The sequence below is a fragment of the Ramlibacter sp. genome (assembly GCF_035627355.1).
In the GTDB taxonomy this organism is placed as follows: domain Bacteria; phylum Pseudomonadota; class Gammaproteobacteria; order Burkholderiales; family Burkholderiaceae_C; genus Ramlibacter.
Map to the genome: position 1 here is coordinate 1 of NZ_DASPLW010000071.1, position 22344 is coordinate 22344.

Below are 22344 nucleotides of genomic sequence, written 5' to 3' on the forward strand. Positions count from 1 at the left end.
ATAGCCGCGCAGGTGGATGCCCTGGCGCAGGTAGTCGAGCGACGCCAGGTGCTCGCGCCAGTGGGTGTCGATGCTCTGCAAGAGCACCATGCGCTCGAACTGCGTGAAGTTCTCCTGGCCGATCAGCGCGACCTTGGCGTCGAAGGCGTCGTTCGCGGCCTTGACCACCTTCTCGACGATGTCCTCGTCGGCCACCGCCTCCGAGGCCTCGATCTCCTGCTTGAGCGGGATGTCGATGCCCCACTCGCTGGCCAGGCTCTTCTCGAGGCCGTCGAGGTCCCACTGCTCCTCGACCGACTCGGCCGGCACGTACTGCCGCACCAGGTCGGTGAAGCAGCCTTCGCGCAGCGCCGCGATCTGCTCGCCCAGGTCGGCCGAGTCCATGATCTCGTTGCGCTGCTGGTAGATCACCTTGCGCTGGTCGTTGGCGACGTCGTCGTACTCCAGCAGCTGCTTGCGGATGTCGAAGTTGCGGCCCTCGACCTTGCGCTGCGCGCTCTCGATGCTGCGCGTGACGATGCCGGCCTCGATGGCTTCGCCGTCGGGCATCTTCAGGCGGTCCATGATCGCCTTGACCCGGTCGCCGGCGAAGATGCGCATCAGCGGGTCGTCCAGGCTCAGGTAGAAGCGCGAGGAGCCCGGGTCGCCCTGGCGGCCGGACCGGCCGCGCAGCTGGTTGTCGATGCGGCGCGACTCGTGGCGCTCGGTCGCGATGATGCGCAGCCCGCCCAGCTGGACCACCAGTTCGTGGTCCTTCTCCCAGGACGCGCGCAGGGCCGCGATCTTCTGCTGCTTGGCCTCCGCATCCAGGCTCTCGTCGGCCTCGACCGCCTCGATCGCCTTCTCCACGTTGCCGCCCAGCACGATGTCGGTGCCGCGGCCGGCCATGTTGGTGGCGATGGTGATCATCTTCGGCCGCCCGGCCTGGGCCACGATATCGGCCTCGCGGGCGTGCTGCTTGGCGTTGAGCACCTGCCGCGGCAGGCCTTCCTTCTCGAGCAGCTGGTCGATGATCTCCGAGTTCTCGATCGAGCTGGTGCCCACCAGCACCGGCTGGCCGCGCTCGTGGCATTCGCGGATGTCCTGGATGGCGGCGGCGTACTTCTCGCGCGTGGTCTTGTAGACGCGGTCGAGCTGGTCGTCGCGGCGGCTCGGCTTGTTGGGCGGGATCACCACCGTCTCCAGGCCGTAGATCTCCTGGAACTCGTAGGCCTCGGTGTCGGCGGTGCCGGTCATGCCGGCCAGCTTGGTGTAGAGGCGGAAGTAGTTCTGGAAGGTGATGGACGCCAGGGTCTGGTTCTCGGCCTGGATCGGCACGCCCTCCTTGGCTTCCACGGCCTGGTGCAGGCCGTCGCTCCAGCGGCGGCCCGACATCAGGCGGCCGGTGAACTCGTCGACGATGACCACCTCGGGCCGGCCGTCCTCGCCGCGCTGCACCACGTAGTGCTGGTCGCGGTGGTACAGGTGCTGCGCCCGCAGCGCCGCATAGAGGTGGTGCACCAGCGAGATGTTGGCGGGGTCGTACAGCGAGGCGCCGGCCGGGATCAGCCCCCGCTCGGCCAGGATGCGCTCGGCGTTCTCGTAGCCGATCTCGGTGAGGTAGACCTGGTGCGTCTTCTCGTCCACCGTGAAGTCGCCCGGCTTGATGACGCCCTCGCCGGTGCGCGGGTCGGCCTCGCCCTCCTGCTTCTGCAGCAGCGGGACGACCTGGTTCATCGCCAGGTAGAGCTCGGTGTGGTCCTCGGCCTGGCCGCTGATGATCAGCGGCGTGCGGGCTTCGTCGATCAGGATCGAGTCCACCTCGTCGACGATGGCGTAGTTCAGCGGGCGCTGCACCCGGTCGCCCGGCTCGTACACCATGTTGTCGCGCAGGTAGTCGAAGCCGTACTCGTTGTTGGTGCCGTAGGTGATGTCGGCGCCGTAGGCGGCCTGCTTCTCCTCGCGCGGCATCTGCGGCAGGTTGACGCCCACGGTCAGCCCGAGGAAGTTGTACAGGCGCCCCATCCACTGCGCGTCGCGGTTGGCGAGGTAGTCGTTCACCGTCACCACGTGCACGCCCTTGCCGGTGAGCGCGTTCAGGTAGACCGGCAGCGTGGCGGTGAGGGTCTTGCCCTCGCCGGTGCGCATCTCGGCGATCTTGCCCTGGTGCAGCGCTATGCCGCCGACCAGCTGCACGTCGAAGTGGCGCATCTTCATCACGCGCTTGGAGCCTTCGCGCACCACGGCGAACGCCTCGGGCAACAGCGCATCCAGGGTCTCGCCCTTGGCCAGGCGGTCACGGAACTCCTGGGTCTTGGCGCGCAGCTGCTCGTCGCTCAGTTGCTCGAGCTGCGGCTCCAGCGCATTGATCTGGGCCACGGTGCGCCGGTACTGCTTGAGCAAACGGTCGTTGCGGGAGCCGAAGATCTGGGTGAGGAAATTCTTGGTGGCCATGACGCGATGCTGCCCTGCCGCCGCTGGAAGGCCTGGCAGGGCAGCGCAATCCTTCTTGTGCTGCAGCAGGTGGGGTTGCCGCGCGGCGATGCAAGCACCGCCCGGTCGGCAAAGGGGCTGATTTTACTGCCGGGCCGCCTTGGGGCCTCGCTGGCCGCCAGCAGCCAGTACTGGCGCTGCCGCGACCTCGGCCCCGGCCTTGAGGAACTTCATCGGATCCTGGGCGACGCCCTGCACCAGCACCTCGAAGTGCAGGTGCGGCCCGGTCGAGCGGCCGGTGCTGCCCACCTCGGCGACCTTCTGGCCGCGCTTGACCAGGTCCCCCTTGCGCACCAGGGCGCGCGAGGCGTGGGCGTAGCGGGTCACCAGGCCGTTGCCGTGGTCGATCTCGACCATGTTGCCGTAGGCCGGATGCAGTTCCTGGGTGACCACCACTCCGCCCGAGGCGGCGAGGATGGGCGTGCCGGCATGGGCTTCGAAGTCCAGGCCGGTGTGCAGTGCCGAGCGCCCGGTGAAGGGGTCGATGCGCCAGCCGAAGGCAGAGCCCAGCGGGCCCTCGACCGGGTGCTGGGTCGGGATCATCATGCGGCGCACCTTCTGGTCGAACAGCCGCGACTCGACCACCGTGAGCAGGTCCGAGCCGTGGTCGGCCAGCGCGTCCAGTTCGGCCAGCGTGCTGTCCAGCTCCTCCATCGTGAGCGGCCGGCCCGACACCAGCGCCCCGCCGCGGCCAGGCACGGCCTTGACGTCGGCCGGGTTCAGCCCGGCCAGCCCGGACACCCGCTCCCCCAGCGCTTCCAGCTGCACCAGCTTGGCCTGCATCTCGCCCAGCCGGCGCGCCATAGCGTCGAGGTTCTCGCGCAGGTAGCGGTCGCGCTGCTCGAATTCGTCCTTGACGATCAGCCGCACCAGCGTGCCGACCACGGGCCAGCCCTCGCGCGCGCCCTTGAGGAACACCCAGTGGTACATGAGCGCCGCCGACAGCATCAGCAGCAGCGACAGGCCCGCCAGCGCCAGCAGGAGCCGCGGGCCGCTCAGGTGGATGGCGCGGCTCCTGGCCAGCCAGGCGTCCGTGATAATGAAATGCACTCGCGTCCCCTCCTCACCGCCACCCGTGAACCGTCGCCTGCATCCCGTCACCGTGCAACAGGCCGCCGACGACTCGCCCACGCTGGCGAGGCTGGCGGAGCTGGCGCGCGAGTCCGGCGAGCGGCTCCGGGCGGTCGAATCGCTGATTCCTGCCGCGCTGCGCCCCCGGGTCAAGCCGGGCCCGATCGACGGGCCGGCCTGGTGCCTGCTGGTGGAGGGCAACGCCGCGGCCGCCAAGCTCAGGCAGTTGCTGCCTGCCCTGCAAGCTCATCTGTGCCACAGGGGCTGGCAGGTTACCGCAATCCGGATCAAGGTCCAAACGCGCGCGAGCTGATCCGTAACCGGATGTGCCAGTCGTCGCCGCTCGAGGAGGATCTGGTGCCGATTGTCCGGATTGAACGGACGACCTACCGCTTACAAGGCGGTTGCTCTACCACTGAGCTAAATCGGCTTCGGGGGGAATTTTAGGGCCGAGGTCCGCCGCCTTCGTGGGGGATGACCTGCCGTGACGGTGCTGAAGGCCTGAGGTCTGGATCCCCGGCTGCGGGGGATGACTTGCGGCGCGGCCGGCGCAGCAAGTCACTTGATTCGCTTGAGGGCGGGGCGGGGGCCGGAGGGGGGCTTGGGCGGCTCGCCCTGGGGATCGGTGGGCTCGCCCGCGCTGTCGGGGTTCACCAGCTGCACCACCTTGCCTTCCTGCTCGGGCGAGGTGCCGGCGGCCTGCACGCTGGTCAGCGGCGAGGGCTTGGGGGCAGGCGCACCGGTCACCGGCACCGGGAACGCCATGCCCTGCCCGTTCTCGCGCGCGTAGATGGCGATCACCCGGTTGACCGGCACCATGATCTCGCGCGCCGTGCCGGCGAAGCGGGCCTTGAACTCGATGAACTCGTTGCCGAGCTTGAGCGAACTAGTCGCGTCGAAGCTGATGTTGAGCACGATCTCGCCGTTCTTGACGTACTCGCGCGGCACCTGGACGGTCTCGTCCACCTGCACGGCGACGTACGGCGTGAGGCCGTTGTCGGTGCACCAGTCGTACAGCGCCCGGATCAGGTACGGGCGCGTCGAGGTGGACTCCAGGGCATTCATCGTTGCTGCGGTCGCCTTACTTGCGCATCACCTTCTCGGAAGGCGTCAGGGCTTCAATGTATGCGGGGCGCGAGAAGATGCGCTCGGCGTACTTGAGCAGCGGGGCCGCATTCTTGGACAACTCGATCCCATAGTAGTCCATGCGCCACAGCAGCGGCGCGATGGCGACGTCCAGCATCGAGAAGTTCTCGCCGAGCATGTACTTGTTCTTCAGGAACACCGGCGCGAGCTGGGTCAGGCGGTCGCGGATGTGCGAGCGGGCCTTCTCCAGCGCCTTCTCGTTGCCCTTGTTGCTGCGCGCCTCGAGCGTGCTGACGTGGGTGAACAGCTCCTTCTCGAAATTGAGCAGGAACAGGCGCACGCGCGCACGGTCGACCGGGTCGCCGGGCATCAGCTGCGGGTGCGGGAATCGCTCGTCGATGTACTCGTTGATGATGTTCGACTCGTACAGGATGAGATCGCGCTCGACCAGGATGGGGACCTGGCCGTACGGGTTCATGACGTTGATGTCTTCCGGCTTGTTGTACAGGTCGACGTCGCGGATCTCGAAGTCCATGCCCTTTTCGAACAGCACGAACCGGCAGCGGTGGGAGAAGGGGCAGGTGGTTCCCGAGTACAGCACCATCATGGTGAATGGCTCCTAACAAAAGTGAAAACACGGTCGGCGCGCAGCCGACCGTGTCCTTTTGACGACGCCTGCCGGCGGATGCCGGCTGCGTTGTCGTCCGTTATTTAACGTCTTTCCAGAAGGCCGCGTTCAGTCGCCAGGCGATCACCGTGAAGCCCAGCAGGAACAGCAGCACCCAGACGCCCACGCGCACGCGCGTCTTCTGGGCCGGCTCCGCCATCCACTGCAGGTAGCCGACCAGGCTGGCCACTGCCGCGTCGTATTCCGTGGGGCTCATGGTGCCGGGCGAGACCTGCTTCCAGCCCTTGAACACCTGCACGTCGTGGCCGTGCTCGCTGACCTTCTCGAACACCGGCTCGCGCTCGCCCTGCAGCTGCCACAGGGCATGCGGCATGCCCACGTTCGGGAACGCCAGGTTGTTCCAGCCGGTGGCCTGGTTCGGGTCGCGGTAGAAGGTGCGCAGGAAGGTGTACAGGTAGTCGGCGCCGGTGCCGCCATGGCCGGCGCGCGAGCGGGCCACCAGCGTCAGGTCGGGCGGGTTGGCGCCGAACCAGTCCTTGGCCTGCTTCGCGTCGATGGCGGCCTTCATGGTGTCGCCCACCTTGTCGGTGGTGAACAGCAGGTTGTCCTTGATCTGCTGCTCGGTCAGGCCGATGTCGCGCAGGCGGTTGTAGCGCATGTACGCGGCGGAGTGGCAGCCCAGGCAGTAGTTGACGAACAGCTTGGCGCCGGTCTGCAGGGCCGGCAGGTCGTTGGTCACGTCGGGCGCCTTGTCCCAAGCGATGCCTTCGGTGGCCGCCTGGGCCGGCACGACCGGGAGCAGCGCCGCCACGGACAGCGCCAGGGAGAGGAGGAGCTTTTTCATCTTGGGTCGTCCCGGTCAGTGCGCGGCGAAGGTGATCCGGTCGGGCACCGGCTTGAACTCGCCCAGCCGGCTCCACCACGGCATCAGCAGGAAGAAGCCGAAGTACAGCAGGGTGCCGAGTTGCGCCACCCGCGTGAACAGCGGCGTCACGGGTTGCACGCCCAGGTAGCCGAGCACCAGGAAGACGACCACGAAGGCGGCATAGACCCACTTGTGCGAGTCGGGCCGGTAGCGGATCGACTTGACCGGGCTCTTGTCCAACCAGGGCAGGAAGAACAGGATCATCACCGAGCCGCCCATCACGACCACGCCCCAGAACTTGGCGTCGATCATCAGCATCAGCGCGATGGCCACGGCCGCGACGATCGCCGTGGCGAGCTTGCCGCCCATGGTCATGCGCGACTTCATGAAGGCGAAGGCCGCGGCGGCCACCACGCACAGGACCAGCACGTACATCATCTCGCTGGTGATGGCACGCAGCATCGAATAGAACGGCGTGAAGTACCACACCGGGGCGATGTGCGGCGGCGTCTTCAGCGGGTCGGCCGGGATGAAGTTGTTGTATTCCAGGAAGTAGCCGCCGAACTCGGGCGCGAAGAAGATGATCGCGCTGAACAGCATCAGGAACACCGACACGCCCACGATGTCGTGCACCGTGTAGTAGGGGTGGAACGGGATGCCGTCGAGCGGCTTGCCGTTGGCGTCCATCGGGGCGTTGGGACCCTTGATCTCGATGCCGTCGGGGTTGTTGGAGCCCACGTCGTGCAGCGCCAGCAGGTGCGCCACCACCAGGCCGAGCAGCACCAGCGGCACGGCGATCACGTGGAAGCTGAAGAAGCGGTTCAGGGTGGCGTCGCTCACCACGTAGTCGCCGCGGATCAGCAGGGCGAGGTCCGGGCCGATGAAGGGGATCGCGGAGAACAGGTTCACGATCACCTGGGCGCCCCAGTAGGACATCTGGCCCCAGGGCAGCAGGTAGCCCATGAAGGCTTCGGCCATCAGCACCAGGAAGATGGCGCAGCCGAACAGCCAGACCAGCTCGCGCGGCTTGCGGTAGCTGCCGTACATCAGCCCGCGGAACATGTGCAGGTAGACGACGATGAAGAACGCCGAGGCGCCGGTGGAGTGCATGTAGCGCACCAGCCAGCCCCAGGGCACGTCGCGCATGATGTACTCGACCGAGGCGAAGGCCAGGTTCGCATCCGGCTTGTAGTGCATCACCAGGAAGATGCCGGTGACGATCTGGATCACCAGCACCAGCAGCGACAGCGAGCCGAAGAAGTACCAGGCGTTGAAGTTCTTCGGCGCGTAGTACGCCGACATGTGCTTCTCGTACTCCGAGAAGGCGGTCGGGAAGCGGTTCTCGAACCAGTTCGTGAGCTTGGCGCCCATGCTGGCGTTGGGGGAGATTTCCTTGAATTCAGCCATGGTGATGCCCCGCTCAGGCCTTCTTGTCTTCGCCGATCAGCAGGCGGGTGTCCGACAGGTACATGTACGGAGGCACTTCCAGGTTGTCGGGAGCGGGCTTGTTCTTGAAGACCCGCCCGGCCAGGTCGAAGGTCGAGCCGTGGCAGGGGCACAGGAAGCCGCCGGTCCAGTCGTCGGGCAGCGAGGGCTGCGGGCCGGGCTGCAGCCTGTCGGTGGGCGAGCAACCCAGGTGCGAGCAGATGCCGACGGCGACGAACACCTCGGGCTTGATCGAGCGGTACTGGTTGCGCGCGTATTCGGGGGTCGGGTAGGCGGTGCGCTTGGACTCGGGATCCGCCACTTCGGGTTCCGTCTTCTCCAGCGAGGCGAGCATCTCCGGCGTGCGCTTGAGGATCCACACCGGCTTGCCGCGCCACTCCACCGTGATCTTCTCACCCGGCTTGAGCGCGCCGATGTCGACTTCCACCGGGGCGCCGGCGGCCTTGGCGCGCTCGGAAGGCTGGAAGCTGGCCACGAAGGGAACGGCAGTGAAAGCAGCGCCTGCCGCGCCAGCGCAGCCGGACGCGATCAGCCACGTCCGCTTGCTGGTGTCCAGTGGGGTGTCACTCATGGGGTCCTCGGGGGGAGATCGCTTGGAAGGTCAACCAGTGATTGTAGCGGAGCGTATCGACGCGATTCCCGCTGCGGCCAGCACCGGCGCACACGCGGCGTTCAGCGATACTCGCGCCGTCTTTTCAACCGGAGGAGCCAGGAATGGGGATGCTGAAGGAGTTCCGCGAATTCGCCGTGAAGGGCAGCGTGATCGATCTGGCCGTGGGCGTGATCATCGGCGCCGCGTTCACCAAGATCGTCGATTCGCTGGTGAAGGACATCATCATGCCGGTGATCTCCGTCATCGGCGGCAACCTGGACTTCTCGAACCTGTTCGTCGTGCTGGGCAGCATTCCCGAGGGGGTGCCGCGCACGCTGGCGGACCTGAACAAGGCCGGCGTGCCGGTGTTCGCCTGGGGCAGCTTCGTCACCGTGGTGGTGAACTTCGCGATCCTGGCGTTCATCATCTTCCTGATGGTCAAGCAGATCAACCGCCTCAAGCGCGCCCAGGCCGAGCCGGCGGCCGCCGCGCCCTCGGCGCCGCCCGAGGACATCGTCCTGCTGCGCGAGATCCGCGACAGCCTGCGCCAGCACTAAGCCTCAGGCGGCCAGCCGCCTCGCCATCCGCACGGCGGCCAGCAGGCTGGCCGGGTCGGCCCGGCCGGTGCCGGCGATGTCGAAGGCGGTCCCGTGGTCGGGACTGGTGCGCACCAGCGGCAGCCCCAGCGTCACGTTCACGCCCTTGTCGACCCCCAGGTACTTGACCGGAATCAGCCCCTGGTCGTGGTACATGGCCAACACCACGTCGAACTCGCCCGGCCGCTCCGCCGAGGAGCGGGCCCGCATGAACACCGTGTCCGGCGGCCACGGGCCGGAGGCATCGATGCCCTCGGCGCGCGCCGCCTGGATCGCCGGCTCGATCGCCTCGATCTCCTCGCGGCCGAACAGCCCGCCCTCGCCGGCGTGCGGGTTGAGTCCGGCGACCGCGATGCGCGGCGCGCTCCCGAGCAGCCGGAACAGGGACGCATGGGTGATGCGCAGCGACTGCAGCACACCCTCGCGCGTCACCGCCTCGATCGCATCGCGCAGCGAAACGTGGATGCTCACCAGCACGGTGCGCAGTTCCTCGCTGGCCAGCATCATGCGCGCCGGCATCTGCTCCAGCGGGCAGCCGGCGAAGGCGGCGGCGCGGGCCTGCAGCAGCTCGGTGTGACCCGGATAGGGCACGCCGGCCTGGGCCAGCGCCTCCTTGTGCAGCGGGGCCGTGACCAGGCCGGCGATCTCGCCGCGCAGGGCAGCATCGGCCGCCCACGACACGGCCTCGGCCGCGATGCGCCCGGCTGACGCATCGACCCGACCCCAGGGCACCAGCGCATTCGCCTGGCTGGTCGGCAACAACGGGATGCACTGGGGAGGCACCTCGAGGGCCTCGGCCGGCGTGCCGATCACCGCCACCGGCAAGGGGACCTGCCCCGCCGCCGCCGCAGCCGCCGCCGCGCTGGCGCGGCGCAGGTGCAGCAGGTCGCCGGCCACGAAGCAGCCGGCCAGGTCGGCCGGCGCATCGCGGAACAGCCGGGCGATGATCTCGCCGCCGATCCCGGCCGGATCGCCCTGGGTGATAGCCAGCGGCCGTGCAGTGCTCATGCCGGGTTGTCGATGTCGATGAAGCGATGCTCCAGCCCGAGCTGCGCCGCCACGTGGGCCGCCACGGCGGGTGCGCCGTACCGCTCGGTGGCGTGGTGACCGCAGGCCAGGAAGCTCACTCCGCACTCGCGCGCATAGTGCGCCTGCGGCTCGGAGATCTCGCCGGTGAGGAAGGCCTGCGCGCCGGCCGCGATCGCCGCCTCGAACCAGCCCTGCGCGCCACCCGTGCACCAGGCGATGCGCGTGATCGGTCCGTCCTGGCCTTCGACCAGCGTCACCGGCCGCCCGAGGGCGTGCTCCACGTGCGCCGCGAGCGCGCCGGGCCCGGCGAAGGCGCCGCCGCCCGCAGGCTGGCCGAGGAAGCCCAGGTCCTGGTCGCCGAAGCGCGCCTGCGCCTGCAGCCCCAGTACCCGGCCGAGCTGCGCGTTGTTGCCCAGCTCGGGGTGGGCGTCCAGCGGCAGGTGGTAGGCGAACAGATTCAGGTCGTGCTGCAGCAGCAGGGCCAGCCGCTGCTTCATCCAGCCCGTCACGCGGCCGTCCTGGCCGCGCCAGAACAGGCCATGGTGGACGAACAGCGCGTCGGCCTGGGCGGCGATGGCCGCCTCGATCAGGGCACGGCTGGCCGTGACGCCGGAGACGATGCGCCGGATCCCGGCGCGTCCTTCCACCTGCAGCCCGTTGGGCCCGTAGTCCTTGAAGCGTCCCGGCTCGAGCAGGGCGTCGAAGGCGTCGGCAAGGTCCTGTCGCGTGGTCATGGTGTGGCGGCCAAAGCTTCGATTGTGATCGTGGAACAGCAAGCCTGCCCCGCGGCCACGGATGCGCACGAGGTTCGGCGCGATCTACACTGGCGGACCCACCCTCGCTTCCGCCTTCATGCGCCGCTACTGGCTCCTTTTCGCCCAAGCCGTCACCGTCCTGCTCGCCGCCTGGTTCGTGGTCGCCACGCTCAAGCCGGAGTGGCTGAGCAGGCCGTCCCTCACCACCTACTCCGGCGTGGCCCTGGTGGAGGCCCCCACGCCTGCCAACGCCCCGCCACCCGCCGGCAGCTTCCGCCAGGCCGCGCAGCGCGCGTCCGCCGCGGTGGTCAGCATCACGGCCAGCAAGGCGCCGCCCCAGCACCCGCAGTTCAACGATCCCTGGTTCCGCTTCTTCTTCGGCGACCAGGGCAACCAGCCGCAGGTCGGCCTGGGCAGCGGCGTGATCATCAGCCCCGAGGGCTATCTCCTGACCAACAACCACGTGGTCGATGGCGCCGACGAGATCGAGGTCACCCTCAACGACTCGCGCTCGGCCCGCGCCAAGGTGATCGGCACCGACCCCGAGACCGACCTGGCCGTGCTCCGGATCGAACTGGACCGGCTGCCGGTCATCACGCTCGGCAATTCCGATGCGCTGCAGGTGGGCGACCAGGTGCTGGCCATCGGCAACCCGTTCGGCGTCGGCCAGACGGTCACCAGCGGCATCGTCAGCGCACTGGGCCGCAACCAGCTGGGCATCAACACCTTCGAGAACTTCATCCAGACCGATGCGGCCATCAACCCCGGCAATTCGGGGGGCGCGCTGGTCGACGTGAACGGCCAGCTCATGGGCATCAACACGGCGATCTACTCGCGCTCGGGCGGCAGCATGGGCATCGGTTTCGCGATCCCCGTGTCCACCGCCAAGCAGGTGCTCGAGGGCATCGTCCGGGAAGGCGTGGTGCGGCGCGGCTGGATCGGCGTGGAGCCGGCCGACCTGTCGCCCGACCTGATGGAGACCTTCGGCGTCAAGGCGCGGCACGGCGTGCTGGTCACGGGCGTGCTGCAGAGCGGCCCGGCGGCGCAGGCCGGGCTGCGGCCGGGCGACGTCATCGTCGACGTCAACGACAAGCCGATCGGCAACGTGTCGGAACTGCTGACCAGCGTGGCGGCACTCAAGCCCGGCGCGCGGGCCCTCTTCAAGGTGCAGCGCCGCGACGAGAAGCTGGAGCTGACCGTCACCCCCGGCGAGCGCCCTCGCCCGCGTCCGGCGGCCCGTTGAAACAACGGCGCAGCAGCGCCGGGTGGATCGCTACGAGGCCTTTTCGGCCTCGTCGGAGCCGTCCTCGGGCGCGTGGGTGGCCTTGACGAACCAGCGCGAGGCGATGATGCCGATCTCGTACAGGATGACCATCGGGATCGCCAGCGCCAGTTGCGAGATCACGTCCGGCGGCGTCACCACCGCCGCGATGACGAAGGCGATCACGATGAAGTAGCCGCGGAACTCCTTCAGCTTCTCGACCGGCACCATGTCGAAGCGCACCAGCAGCATCACCACGATAGGCACCTGGAAGGCCAGGCCGAAGGCGAGGTACAGCGACAGGATGGCCTCCACGTAGGACGCGATGTCCGGGGTCGCCGCCACGCTGTCGGGCGTGAATCCCTGGATGAAGCCGAACATCCGGTCCAGCACGAAGAACTGCACGAAGGCGATGCCGGCATAGGCCAGCACGCTGCCGAACAGGATCAGCGGCAGCGCGAAGCGCCGCTCGTGGCTGTACAGGCCGGGCGCGATGAACGACCAGGCCTGGTACATCAGCCAGGGCAGCACCACCAGCACGGCCACCATCAGCAGCACCTTCAGCGGCACGAAGAAGGGCGAGAACACGCCCACCGCGATCAGCTTGGCGTCCGGCGGCATGTGGGCCCGGATCGGCTGCGCGATGAAGTCGATCAGCCCGTTCGGTCCCGGCCAGATGGCCAGGGCGATCACCGCCAGCGCGATGCCGTAGACGCAATAGAGCAGCCGGTCGCGCAGCTCCACGAGGTGGGCGACGAACGGCTGCTCGGTACCTGCGAGCTCGTCTTCCTTGTCGGGTTGGGACATCAGTCGAACTTCTTCGGCCGGTAGCGCGCCACGCGGGCGGCCCCTGACAAGGCCCGGGTGCGGATGCCGTTGCGGGCCTTGTACCAGTGGGGCGTGGCACCCTGCTTGAGGCGCCACTTCTTGCGCGGATGCCGGTATTCCGGGTAGGCGGGCGTCGGCTCGGCCAGGGCCGAGGAGGCTTCACCCACCGCGGCCGACCACTCCTGCTCGAACTCGGCGGCGCCGCTGCGCACCGATTGCTCGACATCGCGCGCGGCGGTCTCCACGCTGTCCTTCATCTTGCGCAGTTCATCCAGCTCCATGGAGCGGTTGACCTCCGCCTTGACGTCATTGACGTAGCGCTGGGCCTTGCCCAGCAGCGTGCCGACCGTGCGGGCCACGCGCGGCAGCTTCTCGGGGCCGATGACGATCAACGCCACCACCCCGATCAGCGCCATCTTGGAAAGGCCGAGGTCGATCACCCCTTGGCGCCCCTGCCCTGGCTCACGACTTGTTGCGAGCCTCGACGTCGATGGTCGTCTTGTCGGCGCCGCCCGAGGGCTTGTTGGCGACCTGGCTGGCCGGCGGGGCCGGCTCGTCCGGGGCCGAGCCGTCGCGCATGCCGTCCTTGAAGCCCTTGACGGCGCCGCCGAGGTCGGACCCCATGTTCTTCAGCTTCTTGGTGCCGAAGACCAGCACCACGATCAGCAGCACGATCAGCCAGTGCCAGATGGAAATGGAACCCATGGATTACTCCTGTATGAATGGCCTGATTTTAGTCGGGGGCCCCGTGGGAACCCACGACGCGGGGCTTGTGTGGCCGGCGTTCAGCCCTTGAGCCAGGGCCGCGGCCCGCCCATGACGTGCACGTGCAGGTGGTGCACTTCCTGGCCGCCCTCGGCCCCGGTGTTGATCACCACCCGGTGGCCGCCCTCCGGGTAGGGACGGCAGCCTTCCTGCAGGGCCAGCCGGGGGGCCAGCGCCAGCATCCGGCCCAGCAGCGGCGCGTGCTCGTCCCCCACGTGGGCCAGCGAGGTGACGTGCCGCTTGGGGATCATCAGGAAGTGGACCGGCGCCCACGGGTGGATGTCGTGGAAGACCAGGATCTCCTCGTCCTCATAGACCTTTCGCGAGGGGATGGTTCCCTCGACGATCTTGCAGAAAAGGCAGTTCGGGTCGGCTTGGCTCATGGTGTTCAGCGGGGCGGACGGCCGTCGGTGAAGCGCAGCCAGCCGCGGATGCAGCGATAGAGGTACCAAAGCCCCACCAGGCAGTGGGCGATGAAGCCGGGCAGGAACAGCAGCAGGTACAGCGGCGCCGTCACCACCAGCCACAGCAGGCTCCACCAGAAGGTGGCGATCATGTAGTTGTGGTGGGCCGCATAGACGGCATCGAGCTCGTCGGCACGACGGATGTAGTTGACGACCATGGCGACCACCGCCAGCGTCCAATAGGTGAACGGGGCGAAGGTGTGCATGCCGTACAGCACGTGCATCACCGTCCGGTCGCCCGGCTCCTTGTGTTCGAACGCCGTGAAGTCGGTCTCGCTCATTGCCCTGCTCCTTCGCGTGCGCGCGCCTTGCGCAAAGCCTTTTCCTCGATGCCGCTGGTGCCTTCGCGCCGCTCCAGCTCGGCGATGACGTCGGCCGGGGAGAGCCCGTAGTGGGCCAGCGCGATCATGCTGTGGAACCACAGGTCGGCCACCTCGCCGACCAGCCGGGCCGGCTCGCCGCCATGGTCGCAGTCCTTGGCTGCCATGACCACCTCGGTGGCCTCCTCGCCGACCTTCTTGAGGAAGGCGTCCGGCCCCTTGTGCAGCAGTCTGGCGACGTAGCTGCGCTCGGGGTCGCCACCGTTCGCGGGCTTGCGGCTCTCGATGACGGCGGCCAGGCGGGCCAGGGAGTCGTTGGCGCTCATGGGATCAGGTGTAGATGTCGGACGGGTTCTTCAAGACCGGCTCGACGGAAACCCAGCGACCGCCCTCCTGTCGCTGGAAGAAACAGCTGTGTCGCCCGGTGTGGCAGGCGATCGAGGGATCGTGCCCCAGCTGGGTGACCTTGAGCAGCAGCACGTCGTTGTCGCAGTCCATGCGGATCTCGTGCACCTGCTGCACGTGGCCGGACTCCTCGCCCTTGAACCAGAGCCGGTTGCGCGAGCGGCTGAAGTAGACGGCGCGGCCGAGCTCGGCGGTCTTGCGCAGCGCCTCCCGGTTCATCCAGGCGAACATCAGCACGTCGCCGGAGCCCTGCTCCTGCGCAATCACCGGCACGAGGCCGGCACTGTCCCACTTGACCTGGTCGAGCCAATCCATGGCCGCATTGTCGGCCATCCGGCCGCCCGCCTTCAGCCGCGCACCGGAATGCCGCGGCCCGCCATGTGGGCCTTGGCCTGGGCCACGGTGTATTCCCCGTAGTGGAAGATGCTGGCGGCCAGCACCGCGTCGGCACCGCCCTTCTGGATGCCGTCGGCCAGGTGGTCGAGGTTGCCGACCCCGCCGGAGGCGATCACCGGCACCGGCACCGCGTCGCTGACCGCGCGCGTCAGTTCGAGGTCGAAACCCGACTTGGTGCCGTCGCGGTCCATGCTGGTCAGCAGGATCTCGCCGGCACCGCGGCGCGCCATCTCCACGGCCCATTGCACCGCATCCAGGCCGGTGTTGCGCCGGCCGCCGTGGCTGTAGACGTCCCAGCCCGCGCCGCGGGCGGCCTCGTCCTCGCCGCTGCGGCGCTTGGCGTCGATGGCCACCACGATGCATTGCGAGCCGTACTTGCCCGAGGCGGCGGTGATCACGTCCGGGTTGGCGATCGCGGCCGAATTGAAGCTGGTCTTGTCGGCGCCTGCATTGAGCAGCCGGCGCACGTCTTCCACGGTGCGCACGCCGCCGCCCACGGTGAGCGGGATGAACACCTGCGAGGCCACGGCCTCGATGATGGGCAGGATCAGGTCGCGGCCGTCGCTGGTGGCCGTGATGTCCAGGAAGGTGAGTTCGTCGGCACCCTGCTCGTTGTAGCGGGCGGCGATCTCCACCGGATCGCCGGCGTCGCGCAGTTCGACGAAGTTGACGCCCTTGACGACCCGCCCACCGGTGACGTCGAGGCAGGGGATGATGCGCTTGGCGAGCACGGCCCGGGTCAACTCGCCAGTTCGTCGGCCTTGGCCTGGGCCTGGACGAAATCGAGGTCGCCGGAGTAGATCGCGCGGCCGCAGATCACGCCCTCGATGCCCTCGTCCTCGACGGCGCACAGCTTCTCGATGTCGGCCATGCCGGACAGCCCGCCCGAGGCGATGACCGGGATGGTCAGCGCCTGGGCCAGCTTGACCGTGGCCTCGACGTTGATGCCGGTGAGCATGCCGTCGCGGCCGATGTCGGTGTAGACGATGGATTCGACGCCCCAGTCCTGGAACTTGCGGGCCAGGTCGATCACCTCGTGGCCGGTGAGCTTGCTCCAGCCGTCGGTGGCGACCTTGCCGTCGCGGGCGTCCAGGCCCACGATGATGTGGCCGCCGAAGGCGCTGCAGGCGTCCTTCAGGAAGCCGGGGTTCTTGACGGCGGCGGTGCCGATGATCACGTAGCGCAGGCCGCCGTCGATGTACTTCTCGATCGTGTCCAGGTCACGGATGCCGCCGCCCAGCTGCACCGGGATGTCGTCCCCCACGGCCTTGAGGATGGATCGGATGGCGGCGAAGTTCTGCGGCTTGCCGGCGAAGGCGCCGTTCAGGTCCACCAGGTGCAGCCGGCGGGCGCCCCTGGCAAGCCAGTGGCGCGCCATCTCGGCGGGTTCCTCGCTGAAGGTGGTGGCCTGGTCCATGTCGCCTTGCTTGAGGCGCACGCAATGCCCGTCCTTCAGGTCGATCGCGGGGATGAGAAGCATCGGGGATAGTGTCGGCGTGGGAAAACGGGGGCTGCGCGCCGCGCCCGTGGGGCGTCAGGGATTCCAGCGCAGGAAATTGCGGTAGAGGGCCAGGCCGGCGTCGGCGCTTTTCTCGGGGTGGAACTGGGTCGCAAAAATATTATCGCGGGCCAGCGCGGCGGTAAAGCGGCCGCCGTAGTCGGTTTCGCCGGCGCTGTGGCGCGCATCCGACGGGCAGGCATAGAAGCTGTGGACGAAATAGAACCAGGCGCCGTCGGCCACGCCGTCCCAGACGGGGTGGGGCTGCGCCTGCCAGACCTGGTTCCACCCCATCTGCGGGACCTTGAAGCGGCTGCCATCGGCCTGCAGCCGGCCTTCCAGCCGGAACCGGCGCACCTCGCCGGGAATCAGGCCCAGGCCCTGGCTGGGGCCCTCCTCGCTGCGATCGAGCAGCATCTGCATGCCCACGCAGACGCCGAACAGCGGCTTGGACGCCGCCGCCTCCAGCACCGCGGGCTGCAGCCCGGACTCGCGCAGCTCGCGCATGCAGTCCGGCATCGCGCCCTGGCCGGGCAGCACAACGCGCTCGGCCGCGCGGACCTCGTCGGGGCGCGACGTGATCACCACCTGGAAGCCCGAACCCTGGGCGGCGTGGAGCACCGCCTGCGAGACCGAGCGCAGGTTGCCCATGCCGTAGTCGACGACCGCTACCGATTTCATGTTGCTCGAAACGCCGGGCCCGGCCCGGCAAGGAGTCAGAGGGCGCCTTTGGTCGAGGGGATGGTGCCCGCCATGCGGGGATCGAACTCCACCGCGGCACGCAGCGCGCGGGCGAAGGCCTTGAACACCGTCTCGCACTGGTGGTGCGCGTTCTGGCCACGCAGGTTGTCGATGTGCAGCGTCACGAAGGCGTGGTTGGCGAAGCCCTGGAAGAACTCGTGCGCCAGCTGGCTGTCGAAGGTGCCGATCATGGCGCTGCGGAACGGCACTTCCATGACCAGCCCGGGACGGCCGGAGAAGTCGATCACCACGCGCGACAGCGCCTCGTCCAGCGGCACGTAGGCATGGCCGTAGCGGCGGATGCCCTTCTTGTCGCCGATGGCCTTGGCCACGGCCTGGCCGAGCGTGATGCCCACGTCCTCCACCGTGTGGTGGCCGTCGATGTGCAGGTCGCCCTCGGCCTGGATGTCCAGGTCGATCAGCCCGTGGCGGGCGATCTGGTCCAGCATGTGGTCGAAGAAGCCGATGCCGGTGGCCAGGCGCGACTGGCCGGTGCCGTCGAGGTTGACGCGCACGCTGATGCGCGTCTCGGCGGTGTGGCGGGTGATCTCGGCGGTGCGGGGCGTGGTCATAGGCTGGCTTGCAGGGCCTCCATCATCTGCGCGTTCTCCTCGGCCGTGCCGACGGTCAGGCGCAGGCAGTTGGCCAGCAATGGATGCATTCTAGAAACGTTCTTGACGAGCACGCCGCGGGACTTCATGCCCTCGAAGGTGCGGGCGGCGTCGGGCACCCGCACCAGGATCATGTTGGCGTCGCTGCGCCAGGCCTTCAGCGGGGCCAGCGCGGCCAGCTGCTGCAGCAGTCGCTCGCGCTCGTGCCGGATGTCGGCGGCCTGCTGGGCGAACACGTCCGCGTGCTCGAGCGCGAACAGCGCGGCTTCGCAGTTGAGCACGCTGACGTTGTAGGGCGGGCGGACCTTGTCGATCTCGGCCACCAAAGCCCGCGGGCCGATCAGGTAGCCGATGCGCACGCCGGCGAGGCCGAACTTGCTCAGGGTGCGCATCAGCAGCACGTGGTCGTGGCGGGCCAGCCGGTCGAGGTAGCTGCGGCTGGCGAAGGGCTGGTAGGCCTCGTCGATCACCACCAGGCCGGGCGCGGCCTGCACGATGCGCTCGATGGCCGCGTCGTCCCACAGGTTGGCGGTCGGGTTGTTGGGGTAGGCCAGGTAGACGATGGACGGCCGGTGCTGCTCGATGGCGGCCAGCATGGCGGCCTCGTCCAGCTCGAAGTCGGGCGTCAGGTCCACCGGGATGAACTTCAGGCCCTGCAGCTGCGCGCTCATCGCGTACATCACGAAGCCGGGGGCCGGCGCCAGGATCGAGGCACCGGGCACGTCGCAGGCCATGGCCAGCAGCGAGATCAGCTCGTCCGAACCGTTGCCCAGCATCAACCCGAACCCCTCGGGCACTTGCGCATGGCGGGCCAGCGCCTGCCGCAGCACGTCGGTGCGGTCGCCCGGGTAGCGGTTCAGGGCCACCGCCCCCAGGCGCTCACCCAGCTCGCGCTGCAGGTGCGCCGGCAAGCGGTGCGGGTTCTCCATGGCGTCCAGCTTGACCATCCCGGCCGAGGGCTGGACGGCGTAGGCGTGCATGCCCTGCACGTCCTGGCGGATCAGGCGGGCCAGCCGCGGCGGCAGCGGGGTCGTCGTCATGGCTTGAGTCTCATCTCGGCGGCGCGCGCATGGGCCTGCAGGCCTTCGCCGTGCGCCAGTTCGGAGGCGATGCGTCCGAGCCGCTGGGCGCCGGCCTCGCTGACCTCGATCAGGCTGCTGCGCTTCTGGAAGTCGAACACGCCCAGCGGGCTGGAGAACCGCGCGGTGCTGCTGGTGGGCAGCACGTGGTTGGGGCCGGCGCAGTAGTCGCCCAGGCTCTCGCTGGTGTAGGCCCCCAGGAAGATGGCGCCGGCATGGCGCAGCAGGGGCTCCCAGCGGTGCGGATCGCTGCTGGCGATCTCCAGGTGCTCCGGGGCGATCCGGTTGCTGATCTCGCAGGCCTGCGCCATGTCGCGGGTCTGGATCAGCGCGCCCCGGCCATTGAGCGAGCGGGCGATGATCTCGCGCCGCGGCATGCCGGGCAGCAGGCGATCGATCTGGGCCTGCACCTGGTCGATGTAGGACGCGTCCGGGCACAGCAGGATGCTCTGGGCCAGTTCGTCGTGCTCGGCCTGCGAGAACAGGTCCATGGCCACCCATTCGGCCGGCGTGCTGCCGTCGGCCAGCACCAGGATCTCGCTCGGGCCGGCGATCATGTCGATCCCGACCTGGCCGAACACGCGGCGCTTGGCGCTGGCCACGTAGGCATTGCCGGGGCCGGTGATCTTGTCCACCCGCGGCACGGTGGCCGTGCCGTAGGCCAGCGCGCCGATCGCCTGCGCGCCGCCGAGGGTGAACCCGCGGGTAACGCCGGCCACGTGGGCGGCCGCCAGCACCAGCGGGTTCTTCTCGCCGCGCGGCGTCGGCACCACCATGACGATCTCGCCCACGCCGGCGACCTGCGCCGGGATGGCGTTCATCAGCACCGAGGACGGATAGGCGGCCTTGCCGCCCGGCACGTAGATGCCGACCCGGTCCAGCGGCGTGACCTTCTGCCCCAGCAGCGTGCCATCGGGCTCGCGATAGCTCCAGCTCTCGCCGCCGGCGCGCTTCTGCGCCTCGTGGTAGCTGCGGATGCGCGCGGCCGCGGCCTCCAGCGCCTGGCGTTTCGGCGCCGGCAGCGAATCGAAAGCGGCCTTCAGCTCGGCCGGCGACAGCTGCAGGGCCGCCACGCTGTCGGCCTGGAGCTGGTCGAAGCGGCGGGTGTACTCCAGCACCGCGTCGTCGCCGCGCGCGCGGACGGCGTCCAGGATGGTGGCGACGGCCTGCTCCACCTGCGCATCGGTCTCGTCGGACCAGTGCAGCCGGGTCTGGAACGCGGCGTCGAAGCCCGGGTCGGCGGTGGACAGGCGCAGCGGGCGGGCGGCGAGGTCGGTCATGCGGCGGCGGTCTCGGTGGCGCGGCGGAACACGTCGATCAGCTCCCGCATGGGAGCCTGCTTGAGCTTGAGCGCGGCCTGGTTCACCACCAGCCGCGAGCTGATGTCCATGATGCGCTCCACCTCGACCAGGTTGTTCGCCTTGAGCGTGCCGCCGGTGGACACCAGGTCCACGATGGCGTCGGCCAGCCCGGTGAGCGGCGCCAGTTCCATGCTGCCGTACAGCTTGATCAGGTCCACGTGCACGCCCTTGGCGGCGAAGAAGTCGCGCGCGATCGACACGTACTTGGTGGCCACGCGCAGGCGCGAGCCCTGGCGCACGGCGTGGGCGTAGTCGAAGTCGGCGCGCACCGCCACGCTCACGCGGCAGCGGGCGATGCCCAGGTCCAGCGGCAGGTACAGGCCCTGGTTGCCGTGCTCGATCAGGGTGTCCAGGCCTGTCACGCCGAGGTCGGCGCCGCCGTACTGCACGTAGGTGGGCACGTCGGTGGCGCGCACCAGCACGACCCGCAGGCCGTCGCGGTCGGTCGGCAGGATCAGCTTGCGCGACTTCTCCGGGTCTTCCAGGACGCGGATGCCGGCGGACTGCAGCAGCGGCAGGGTCTCGTCGAAGATCCGGCCCTTGGACAGGGCGAGGGTGATCATGCGCGAATCCTCTCGATGTCGGCGCCGAGGGCGCGCAGCTTCGTTTCCATCTGGTCGTAGCCGCGGTCCAGGTGGTAGATGCGATCGACCAGCGTCTCGCCCTCGGCCACCAGGCCGGCGATCACCAGGCTGGCGGAGGCGCGCAGGTCGGTGGCCATCACCGTGGCGCCGGACAGGCGCGGCACGCCTTCGACCACCGCCACCTTGCCGTCGACCTGGATCTTCGCGCCCAGGCGCACCAGTTCGTTGACGTGCATGAAGCGGTTCTCGAAGATGGTCTCGGTGACGTGCGAGGCCCCCTCGGCGATGGCGTCCAGCACCATGAACTGCGCCTGCATGTCGGTGGGGAAACCGGGGTACTCGGTGGTGCGGAAACTCTGGGCCTTCAGCCGCCCCTGGCAGCGGATGCGGATGCCGTCCTCGACGGCCGTGATTTCGGCGCCGGCCTGGCGCAGCTTCTCGATCACCGCCTCGAGGTGGTCGGCGCGGCCGTGGCGCAGCAGCGCCTCGCCGCCGGTGGCGGCCACCGCGCACAGGAAGGTGCCGGCCTCGATCCGGTCGGCCACCACCCGGTGCGTGCAGCCGGACAGGCGCGGCACGCCCACGATGCGGATGCGGCGGGTGCCGTGGCCCTCGATCCTCGCCCCCATGGCGATCAGCATCTCGGCCAGGTCGGTGATCTCCGGCTCCTGGGCCGCGTTCTCCAGCACCGTCTCGCCCTCGGCCAGCGACGCGGCCATCAGGAAGTTCTCGGTGCCGGTCACCGTGACCATGTCGGTGGTGATGCTGGCGCCGTGCAGGCGCTCGCGTCCCTTGGGCAGCTTGGCGATGATGTAGCCGTGCTCGACCACGATCTCGGCGCCCATCTGCTGCAGGCCCTTGATGTGCTGGTCCACGGGGCGGGAACCGATGGCGCAGCCCCCCGGCAGTGACACCGTCGCCTCGCCGAAGCGGGCCAGCAGCGGGCCCAGGGCCAGCACCGAGGCCCGCATGGTCTTGACCAGCTCGTAGGGCGCTTCCGGCGAGCTGAGCCGGCGCGAGTCGATGCGCACGCCGTCCTCGTCCACCCGCTCGGCGTCCACCCCCATGTTGCGGATCAGCTTGAGCATGGTGGCCACGTCCTGCAGGCGCGGCACGTTCGACAGCGTGACCGGCTCCTCGGTCAGCAGCGCGGCGCACAGCTCGGGCAGCGCCGCGTTTTTGGCGCCGGAGATGCGGACCTCGCCGCGCAGGGGGCGGCCGCCGCGGATCAGCAGCTTGTCCATCTCACGATCCGCGCTGCGCCGCCCATTCGGCCGGTGTCAGGGTCGTCATGGACAGGGCATGGACCTCGTCGGTCTCCATCTTCCCGCCCAGGGCTGCGTACACCCGCTGGTGCCGCTGCACCGGCCGCTTGCCCTCGAACTCGGCCGACACGATCAGGGCCGCCCAGTGGCGGCCGTCGCCCTCGACTTGGAGGTGTTCGCAGGGCAGCCCGGAGGCGATGAGGGAGCGCAGGTCGTCGGCAGTCAT

28 protein-coding genes and 1 tRNA gene are annotated in these 22344 nt (G+C 69.0%); 3 read left to right on the forward strand and 26 right to left on the reverse strand.

Going from position 1 to position 22344, the window contains the following annotated elements:
- On the reverse strand, window positions 1-2433 hold a 2433-nt coding region (gene secA, locus VEC03_RS17435), incomplete at its 3' end, for a preprotein translocase subunit SecA (protein WP_324918082.1).
- A 123-nt stretch (window positions 2434-2556) separates the two neighbouring features.
- Window positions 2557-3522: a M23 family metallopeptidase gene (locus VEC03_RS17440; RefSeq protein ID WP_324918084.1), complete on the reverse strand. Its 966-nt coding sequence runs from the start codon at window positions 3520-3522 to the stop codon at window positions 2557-2559.
- Between the two features lie 25 nt (window positions 3523-3547).
- Here VEC03_RS17440 and VEC03_RS17445 point away from each other — a divergent pair, with 25 nt between their 5' ends.
- Window positions 3548-3856 (forward strand): hypothetical protein, encoded by a 309-nt coding sequence (locus VEC03_RS17445; protein ID WP_324918087.1) that lies wholly within the window; start codon window positions 3548-3550, stop codon window positions 3854-3856.
- Window positions 3857-3898: 42 nt separating this feature from the next.
- Here VEC03_RS17445 and VEC03_RS17450 read toward each other — a convergent pair.
- From VEC03_RS17450 to petA, 6 genes are all read right to left on the reverse strand, one after another.
- Window positions 3899-3973 (reverse strand) — tRNA-Thr (locus tag VEC03_RS17450).
- A 128-nt stretch (window positions 3974-4101) separates the two neighbouring features.
- Window positions 4102-4608 carry a ClpXP protease specificity-enhancing factor gene (locus tag VEC03_RS17455; RefSeq protein WP_324918090.1) on the reverse strand — a complete coding sequence of 169 codons (507 nt, stop codon included), beginning with the start codon at window positions 4606-4608 and terminating at the stop codon, window positions 4102-4104.
- A gap of 16 nt (window positions 4609-4624) precedes the next feature.
- Window positions 4625-5236 carry a glutathione S-transferase N-terminal domain-containing protein gene (locus VEC03_RS17460; RefSeq protein ID WP_324918091.1) on the reverse strand — a complete coding sequence of 204 codons (612 nt, stop codon included), beginning with the start codon at window positions 5234-5236 and terminating at the stop codon, window positions 4625-4627.
- A gap of 100 nt (window positions 5237-5336) precedes the next feature.
- Window positions 5337-6101, reverse strand: coding sequence for a cytochrome c1 (locus tag VEC03_RS17465; RefSeq protein ID WP_324918094.1), 765 nt, complete (start codon window positions 6099-6101; stop codon window positions 5337-5339).
- Window positions 6102-6116: 15 nt separating this feature from the next.
- Complete coding sequence (locus tag VEC03_RS17470) at window positions 6117-7529, reverse strand: cytochrome bc complex cytochrome b subunit (protein ID WP_324918097.1); 1413 nt, start codon at window positions 7527-7529, stop codon at window positions 6117-6119.
- Between the two features lie 13 nt (window positions 7530-7542).
- Window positions 7543-8139, reverse strand: a complete 597-nt coding sequence (petA, locus tag VEC03_RS17475; protein WP_324918100.1) for a ubiquinol-cytochrome c reductase iron-sulfur subunit — start codon at window positions 8137-8139, stop codon at window positions 7543-7545.
- Window positions 8140-8282: 143 nt separating this feature from the next.
- Between petA and mscL the strand changes: the two genes are divergently transcribed.
- The gene (gene mscL, locus VEC03_RS17480) at window positions 8283-8717 is read left to right on the forward strand and encodes a large conductance mechanosensitive channel protein MscL (protein ID WP_324918102.1); all 435 of its coding nucleotides are present in this window, start codon (window positions 8283-8285) and stop codon (window positions 8715-8717) included.
- Window positions 8718-8720: 3 nt separating this feature from the next.
- Here the strand turns inward: mscL and pdxA are convergent, their stop codons facing one another.
- Together pdxA and VEC03_RS17490 are read right to left on the reverse strand one after the other, a co-directional pair.
- Window positions 8721-9764, reverse strand: a complete 1044-nt coding sequence (gene pdxA / locus VEC03_RS17485; RefSeq protein ID WP_324918105.1) for a 4-hydroxythreonine-4-phosphate dehydrogenase PdxA — start codon at window positions 9762-9764, stop codon at window positions 8721-8723.
- A complete protein-coding gene (locus VEC03_RS17490) occupies window positions 9761-10519 on the reverse strand; it encodes a Nif3-like dinuclear metal center hexameric protein (RefSeq protein ID WP_324918108.1) in 759 nt (252 codons plus the stop codon). The genes pdxA and VEC03_RS17490 overlap by 4 nt, the downstream gene beginning before the upstream one ends.
- 118 nt (window positions 10520-10637) lie before the next feature.
- On the opposite strand from VEC03_RS17490, the gene VEC03_RS17495 reads away from it, so the two are divergent.
- The gene (locus VEC03_RS17495; RefSeq protein WP_324918178.1) at window positions 10638-11783 is read left to right on the forward strand and encodes a S1C family serine protease; all 1146 of its coding nucleotides are present in this window, start codon (window positions 10638-10640) and stop codon (window positions 11781-11783) included.
- Window positions 11784-11813: 30 nt separating this feature from the next.
- On the opposite strand, the gene tatC is transcribed toward VEC03_RS17495, so the two are convergent.
- The 16 genes from tatC to VEC03_RS17575 all read right to left on the reverse strand — a co-directional run bounded on the left by tatC (window position 11814) and on the right by VEC03_RS17575 (window position 22344).
- Window positions 11814-12608 (reverse strand): twin-arginine translocase subunit TatC, encoded by a 795-nt coding sequence (gene tatC, locus VEC03_RS17500; RefSeq protein WP_324918111.1) that lies wholly within the window; start codon window positions 12606-12608, stop codon window positions 11814-11816.
- Window positions 12608-13069, reverse strand: coding sequence for a Sec-independent protein translocase protein TatB (gene tatB / locus VEC03_RS17505; protein ID WP_324918114.1), 462 nt, complete (start codon window positions 13067-13069; stop codon window positions 12608-12610). Before tatB ends, tatC begins: the two co-directional genes overlap by 1 nt.
- A gap of 22 nt (window positions 13070-13091) precedes the next feature.
- Window positions 13092-13334 carry a Sec-independent protein translocase subunit TatA gene (gene tatA / locus VEC03_RS17510; RefSeq protein WP_324918117.1) on the reverse strand — a complete coding sequence of 81 codons (243 nt, stop codon included), beginning with the start codon at window positions 13332-13334 and terminating at the stop codon, window positions 13092-13094.
- A gap of 80 nt (window positions 13335-13414) precedes the next feature.
- Window positions 13415-13777 carry a histidine triad nucleotide-binding protein gene (locus VEC03_RS17515; protein ID WP_324918120.1) on the reverse strand — a complete coding sequence of 121 codons (363 nt, stop codon included), beginning with the start codon at window positions 13775-13777 and terminating at the stop codon, window positions 13415-13417.
- Window positions 13778-13782: 5 nt separating this feature from the next.
- The gene (locus tag VEC03_RS17520; protein WP_324918123.1) at window positions 13783-14139 is read right to left on the reverse strand and encodes a hypothetical protein; all 357 of its coding nucleotides are present in this window, start codon (window positions 14137-14139) and stop codon (window positions 13783-13785) included.
- Window positions 14136-14504: a phosphoribosyl-ATP diphosphatase gene (locus VEC03_RS17525; protein WP_324918126.1), complete on the reverse strand. Its 369-nt coding sequence runs from the start codon at window positions 14502-14504 to the stop codon at window positions 14136-14138. The genes VEC03_RS17520 and VEC03_RS17525 overlap by 4 nt, the downstream gene beginning before the upstream one ends.
- 4 nt (window positions 14505-14508) lie before the next feature.
- Window positions 14509-14898 (reverse strand): phosphoribosyl-AMP cyclohydrolase, encoded by a 390-nt coding sequence (gene hisI, locus VEC03_RS17530; protein ID WP_324918129.1) that lies wholly within the window; start codon window positions 14896-14898, stop codon window positions 14509-14511.
- 32 nt (window positions 14899-14930) lie between these two features.
- Window positions 14931-15710 (reverse strand): imidazole glycerol phosphate synthase subunit HisF, encoded by a 780-nt coding sequence (hisF, locus tag VEC03_RS17535; protein WP_324918181.1) that lies wholly within the window; start codon window positions 15708-15710, stop codon window positions 14931-14933.
- An 8-nt stretch (window positions 15711-15718) separates the two neighbouring features.
- Window positions 15719-16459 carry a 1-(5-phosphoribosyl)-5-[(5-phosphoribosylamino)methylideneamino]imidazole-4-carboxamide isomerase gene (hisA, locus tag VEC03_RS17540; protein WP_324918131.1) on the reverse strand — a complete coding sequence of 247 codons (741 nt, stop codon included), beginning with the start codon at window positions 16457-16459 and terminating at the stop codon, window positions 15719-15721.
- Between the two features lie 54 nt (window positions 16460-16513).
- Complete coding sequence (gene hisH / locus VEC03_RS17545; protein ID WP_324918134.1) at window positions 16514-17158, reverse strand: imidazole glycerol phosphate synthase subunit HisH; 645 nt, start codon at window positions 17156-17158, stop codon at window positions 16514-16516.
- Window positions 17159-17193: 35 nt separating this feature from the next.
- Entirely contained in the window at window positions 17194-17790 is a 597-nt protein-coding gene (gene hisB, locus VEC03_RS17550) for an imidazoleglycerol-phosphate dehydratase HisB (RefSeq protein ID WP_324918136.1), read from the reverse strand.
- Window positions 17787-18869, reverse strand: coding sequence for a histidinol-phosphate transaminase (hisC, locus tag VEC03_RS17555; RefSeq protein ID WP_324918139.1), 1083 nt, complete (start codon window positions 18867-18869; stop codon window positions 17787-17789). The genes hisB and hisC overlap by 4 nt, the downstream gene beginning before the upstream one ends.
- The gene (gene hisD, locus VEC03_RS17560; RefSeq protein ID WP_324918143.1) at window positions 18866-20188 is read right to left on the reverse strand and encodes a histidinol dehydrogenase; all 1323 of its coding nucleotides are present in this window, start codon (window positions 20186-20188) and stop codon (window positions 18866-18868) included. The genes hisC and hisD overlap by 4 nt, the downstream gene beginning before the upstream one ends.
- Window positions 20185-20832 carry an ATP phosphoribosyltransferase gene (hisG, locus tag VEC03_RS17565; protein ID WP_324918145.1) on the reverse strand — a complete coding sequence of 216 codons (648 nt, stop codon included), beginning with the start codon at window positions 20830-20832 and terminating at the stop codon, window positions 20185-20187. Before hisG ends, hisD begins: the two co-directional genes overlap by 4 nt.
- Window positions 20829-22097: a UDP-N-acetylglucosamine 1-carboxyvinyltransferase gene (gene murA / locus VEC03_RS17570; protein WP_324918146.1), complete on the reverse strand. Its 1269-nt coding sequence runs from the start codon at window positions 22095-22097 to the stop codon at window positions 20829-20831. The genes hisG and murA overlap by 4 nt, the downstream gene beginning before the upstream one ends.
- A 1-nt stretch (window position 22098) precedes the next feature.
- Window positions 22099-22344: a BolA family protein gene (locus VEC03_RS17575; protein WP_324918148.1), complete on the reverse strand. Its 246-nt coding sequence runs from the start codon at window positions 22342-22344 to the stop codon at window positions 22099-22101.

Bases quoted from the DNA above. Each gene is read 5' to 3' on its own strand.
- pdxA (WP_324918105.1), bottom strand. From the start codon at position 9,764: ATGAGCACTGCACGGCCGCTGGCTATCACCCAGGGCGATCCGGCCGGG.
- murA (WP_324918146.1), bottom strand. From the start codon at position 22,097: ATGGACAAGCTGCTGATCCGCGGCGGCCGCCCCCTGCGCGGCGAGGTC.
- hisH (WP_324918134.1), bottom strand. From the start codon at position 17,158: ATGAAATCGGTAGCGGTCGTCGACTACGGCATGGGCAACCTGCGCTCG.
- mscL (WP_324918102.1), top strand. From the start codon at position 8,283: ATGGGGATGCTGAAGGAGTTCCGCGAATTCGCCGTGAAGGGCAGCGTG.
- VEC03_RS17460 (WP_324918091.1), bottom strand. From the start codon at position 5,236: ATGATGGTGCTGTACTCGGGAACCACCTGCCCCTTCTCCCACCGCTGC.
- VEC03_RS17520 (WP_324918123.1), bottom strand. From the start codon at position 14,139: ATGAGCGAGACCGACTTCACGGCGTTCGAACACAAGGAGCCGGGCGAC.
- hisD (WP_324918143.1), bottom strand. From the start codon at position 20,188: ATGACCGACCTCGCCGCCCGCCCGCTGCGCCTGTCCACCGCCGACCCG.
- VEC03_RS17455 (WP_324918090.1), bottom strand. From the start codon at position 4,608: ATGAATGCCCTGGAGTCCACCTCGACGCGCCCGTACCTGATCCGGGCG.
- VEC03_RS17465 (WP_324918094.1), bottom strand. From the start codon at position 6,101: ATGAAAAAGCTCCTCCTCTCCCTGGCGCTGTCCGTGGCGGCGCTGCTC.
- VEC03_RS17495 (WP_324918178.1), top strand. From the start codon at position 10,638: ATGCGCCGCTACTGGCTCCTTTTCGCCCAAGCCGTCACCGTCCTGCTC.
- hisC (WP_324918139.1), bottom strand. From the start codon at position 18,869: ATGACGACGACCCCGCTGCCGCCGCGGCTGGCCCGCCTGATCCGCCAG.
- VEC03_RS17525 (WP_324918126.1), bottom strand. From the start codon at position 14,504: ATGAGCGCCAACGACTCCCTGGCCCGCCTGGCCGCCGTCATCGAGAGC.
- hisB (WP_324918136.1), bottom strand. From the start codon at position 17,790: ATGACCACGCCCCGCACCGCCGAGATCACCCGCCACACCGCCGAGACG.
- VEC03_RS17470 (WP_324918097.1), bottom strand. From the start codon at position 7,529: ATGGCTGAATTCAAGGAAATCTCCCCCAACGCCAGCATGGGCGCCAAG.
- petA (WP_324918100.1), bottom strand. From the start codon at position 8,139: ATGAGTGACACCCCACTGGACACCAGCAAGCGGACGTGGCTGATCGCG.
- tatC (WP_324918111.1), bottom strand. From the start codon at position 12,608: ATGTCCCAACCCGACAAGGAAGACGAGCTCGCAGGTACCGAGCAGCCG.
- hisI (WP_324918129.1), bottom strand. From the start codon at position 14,898: ATGGATTGGCTCGACCAGGTCAAGTGGGACAGTGCCGGCCTCGTGCCG.
- hisG (WP_324918145.1), bottom strand. From the start codon at position 20,832: ATGATCACCCTCGCCCTGTCCAAGGGCCGGATCTTCGACGAGACCCTG.
- VEC03_RS17490 (WP_324918108.1), bottom strand. From the start codon at position 10,519: ATGACCACGCGACAGGACCTTGCCGACGCCTTCGACGCCCTGCTCGAG.
- VEC03_RS17575 (WP_324918148.1), bottom strand. From the start codon at position 22,344: ATGACTGCCGACGACCTGCGCTCCCTCATCGCCTCCGGGCTGCCCTGC.
- VEC03_RS17515 (WP_324918120.1), bottom strand. From the start codon at position 13,777: ATGAGCCAAGCCGACCCGAACTGCCTTTTCTGCAAGATCGTCGAGGGA.
- hisA (WP_324918131.1), bottom strand. From the start codon at position 16,459: ATGCTTCTCATCCCCGCGATCGACCTGAAGGACGGGCATTGCGTGCGC.
- tatA (WP_324918117.1), bottom strand. From the start codon at position 13,334: ATGGGTTCCATTTCCATCTGGCACTGGCTGATCGTGCTGCTGATCGTG.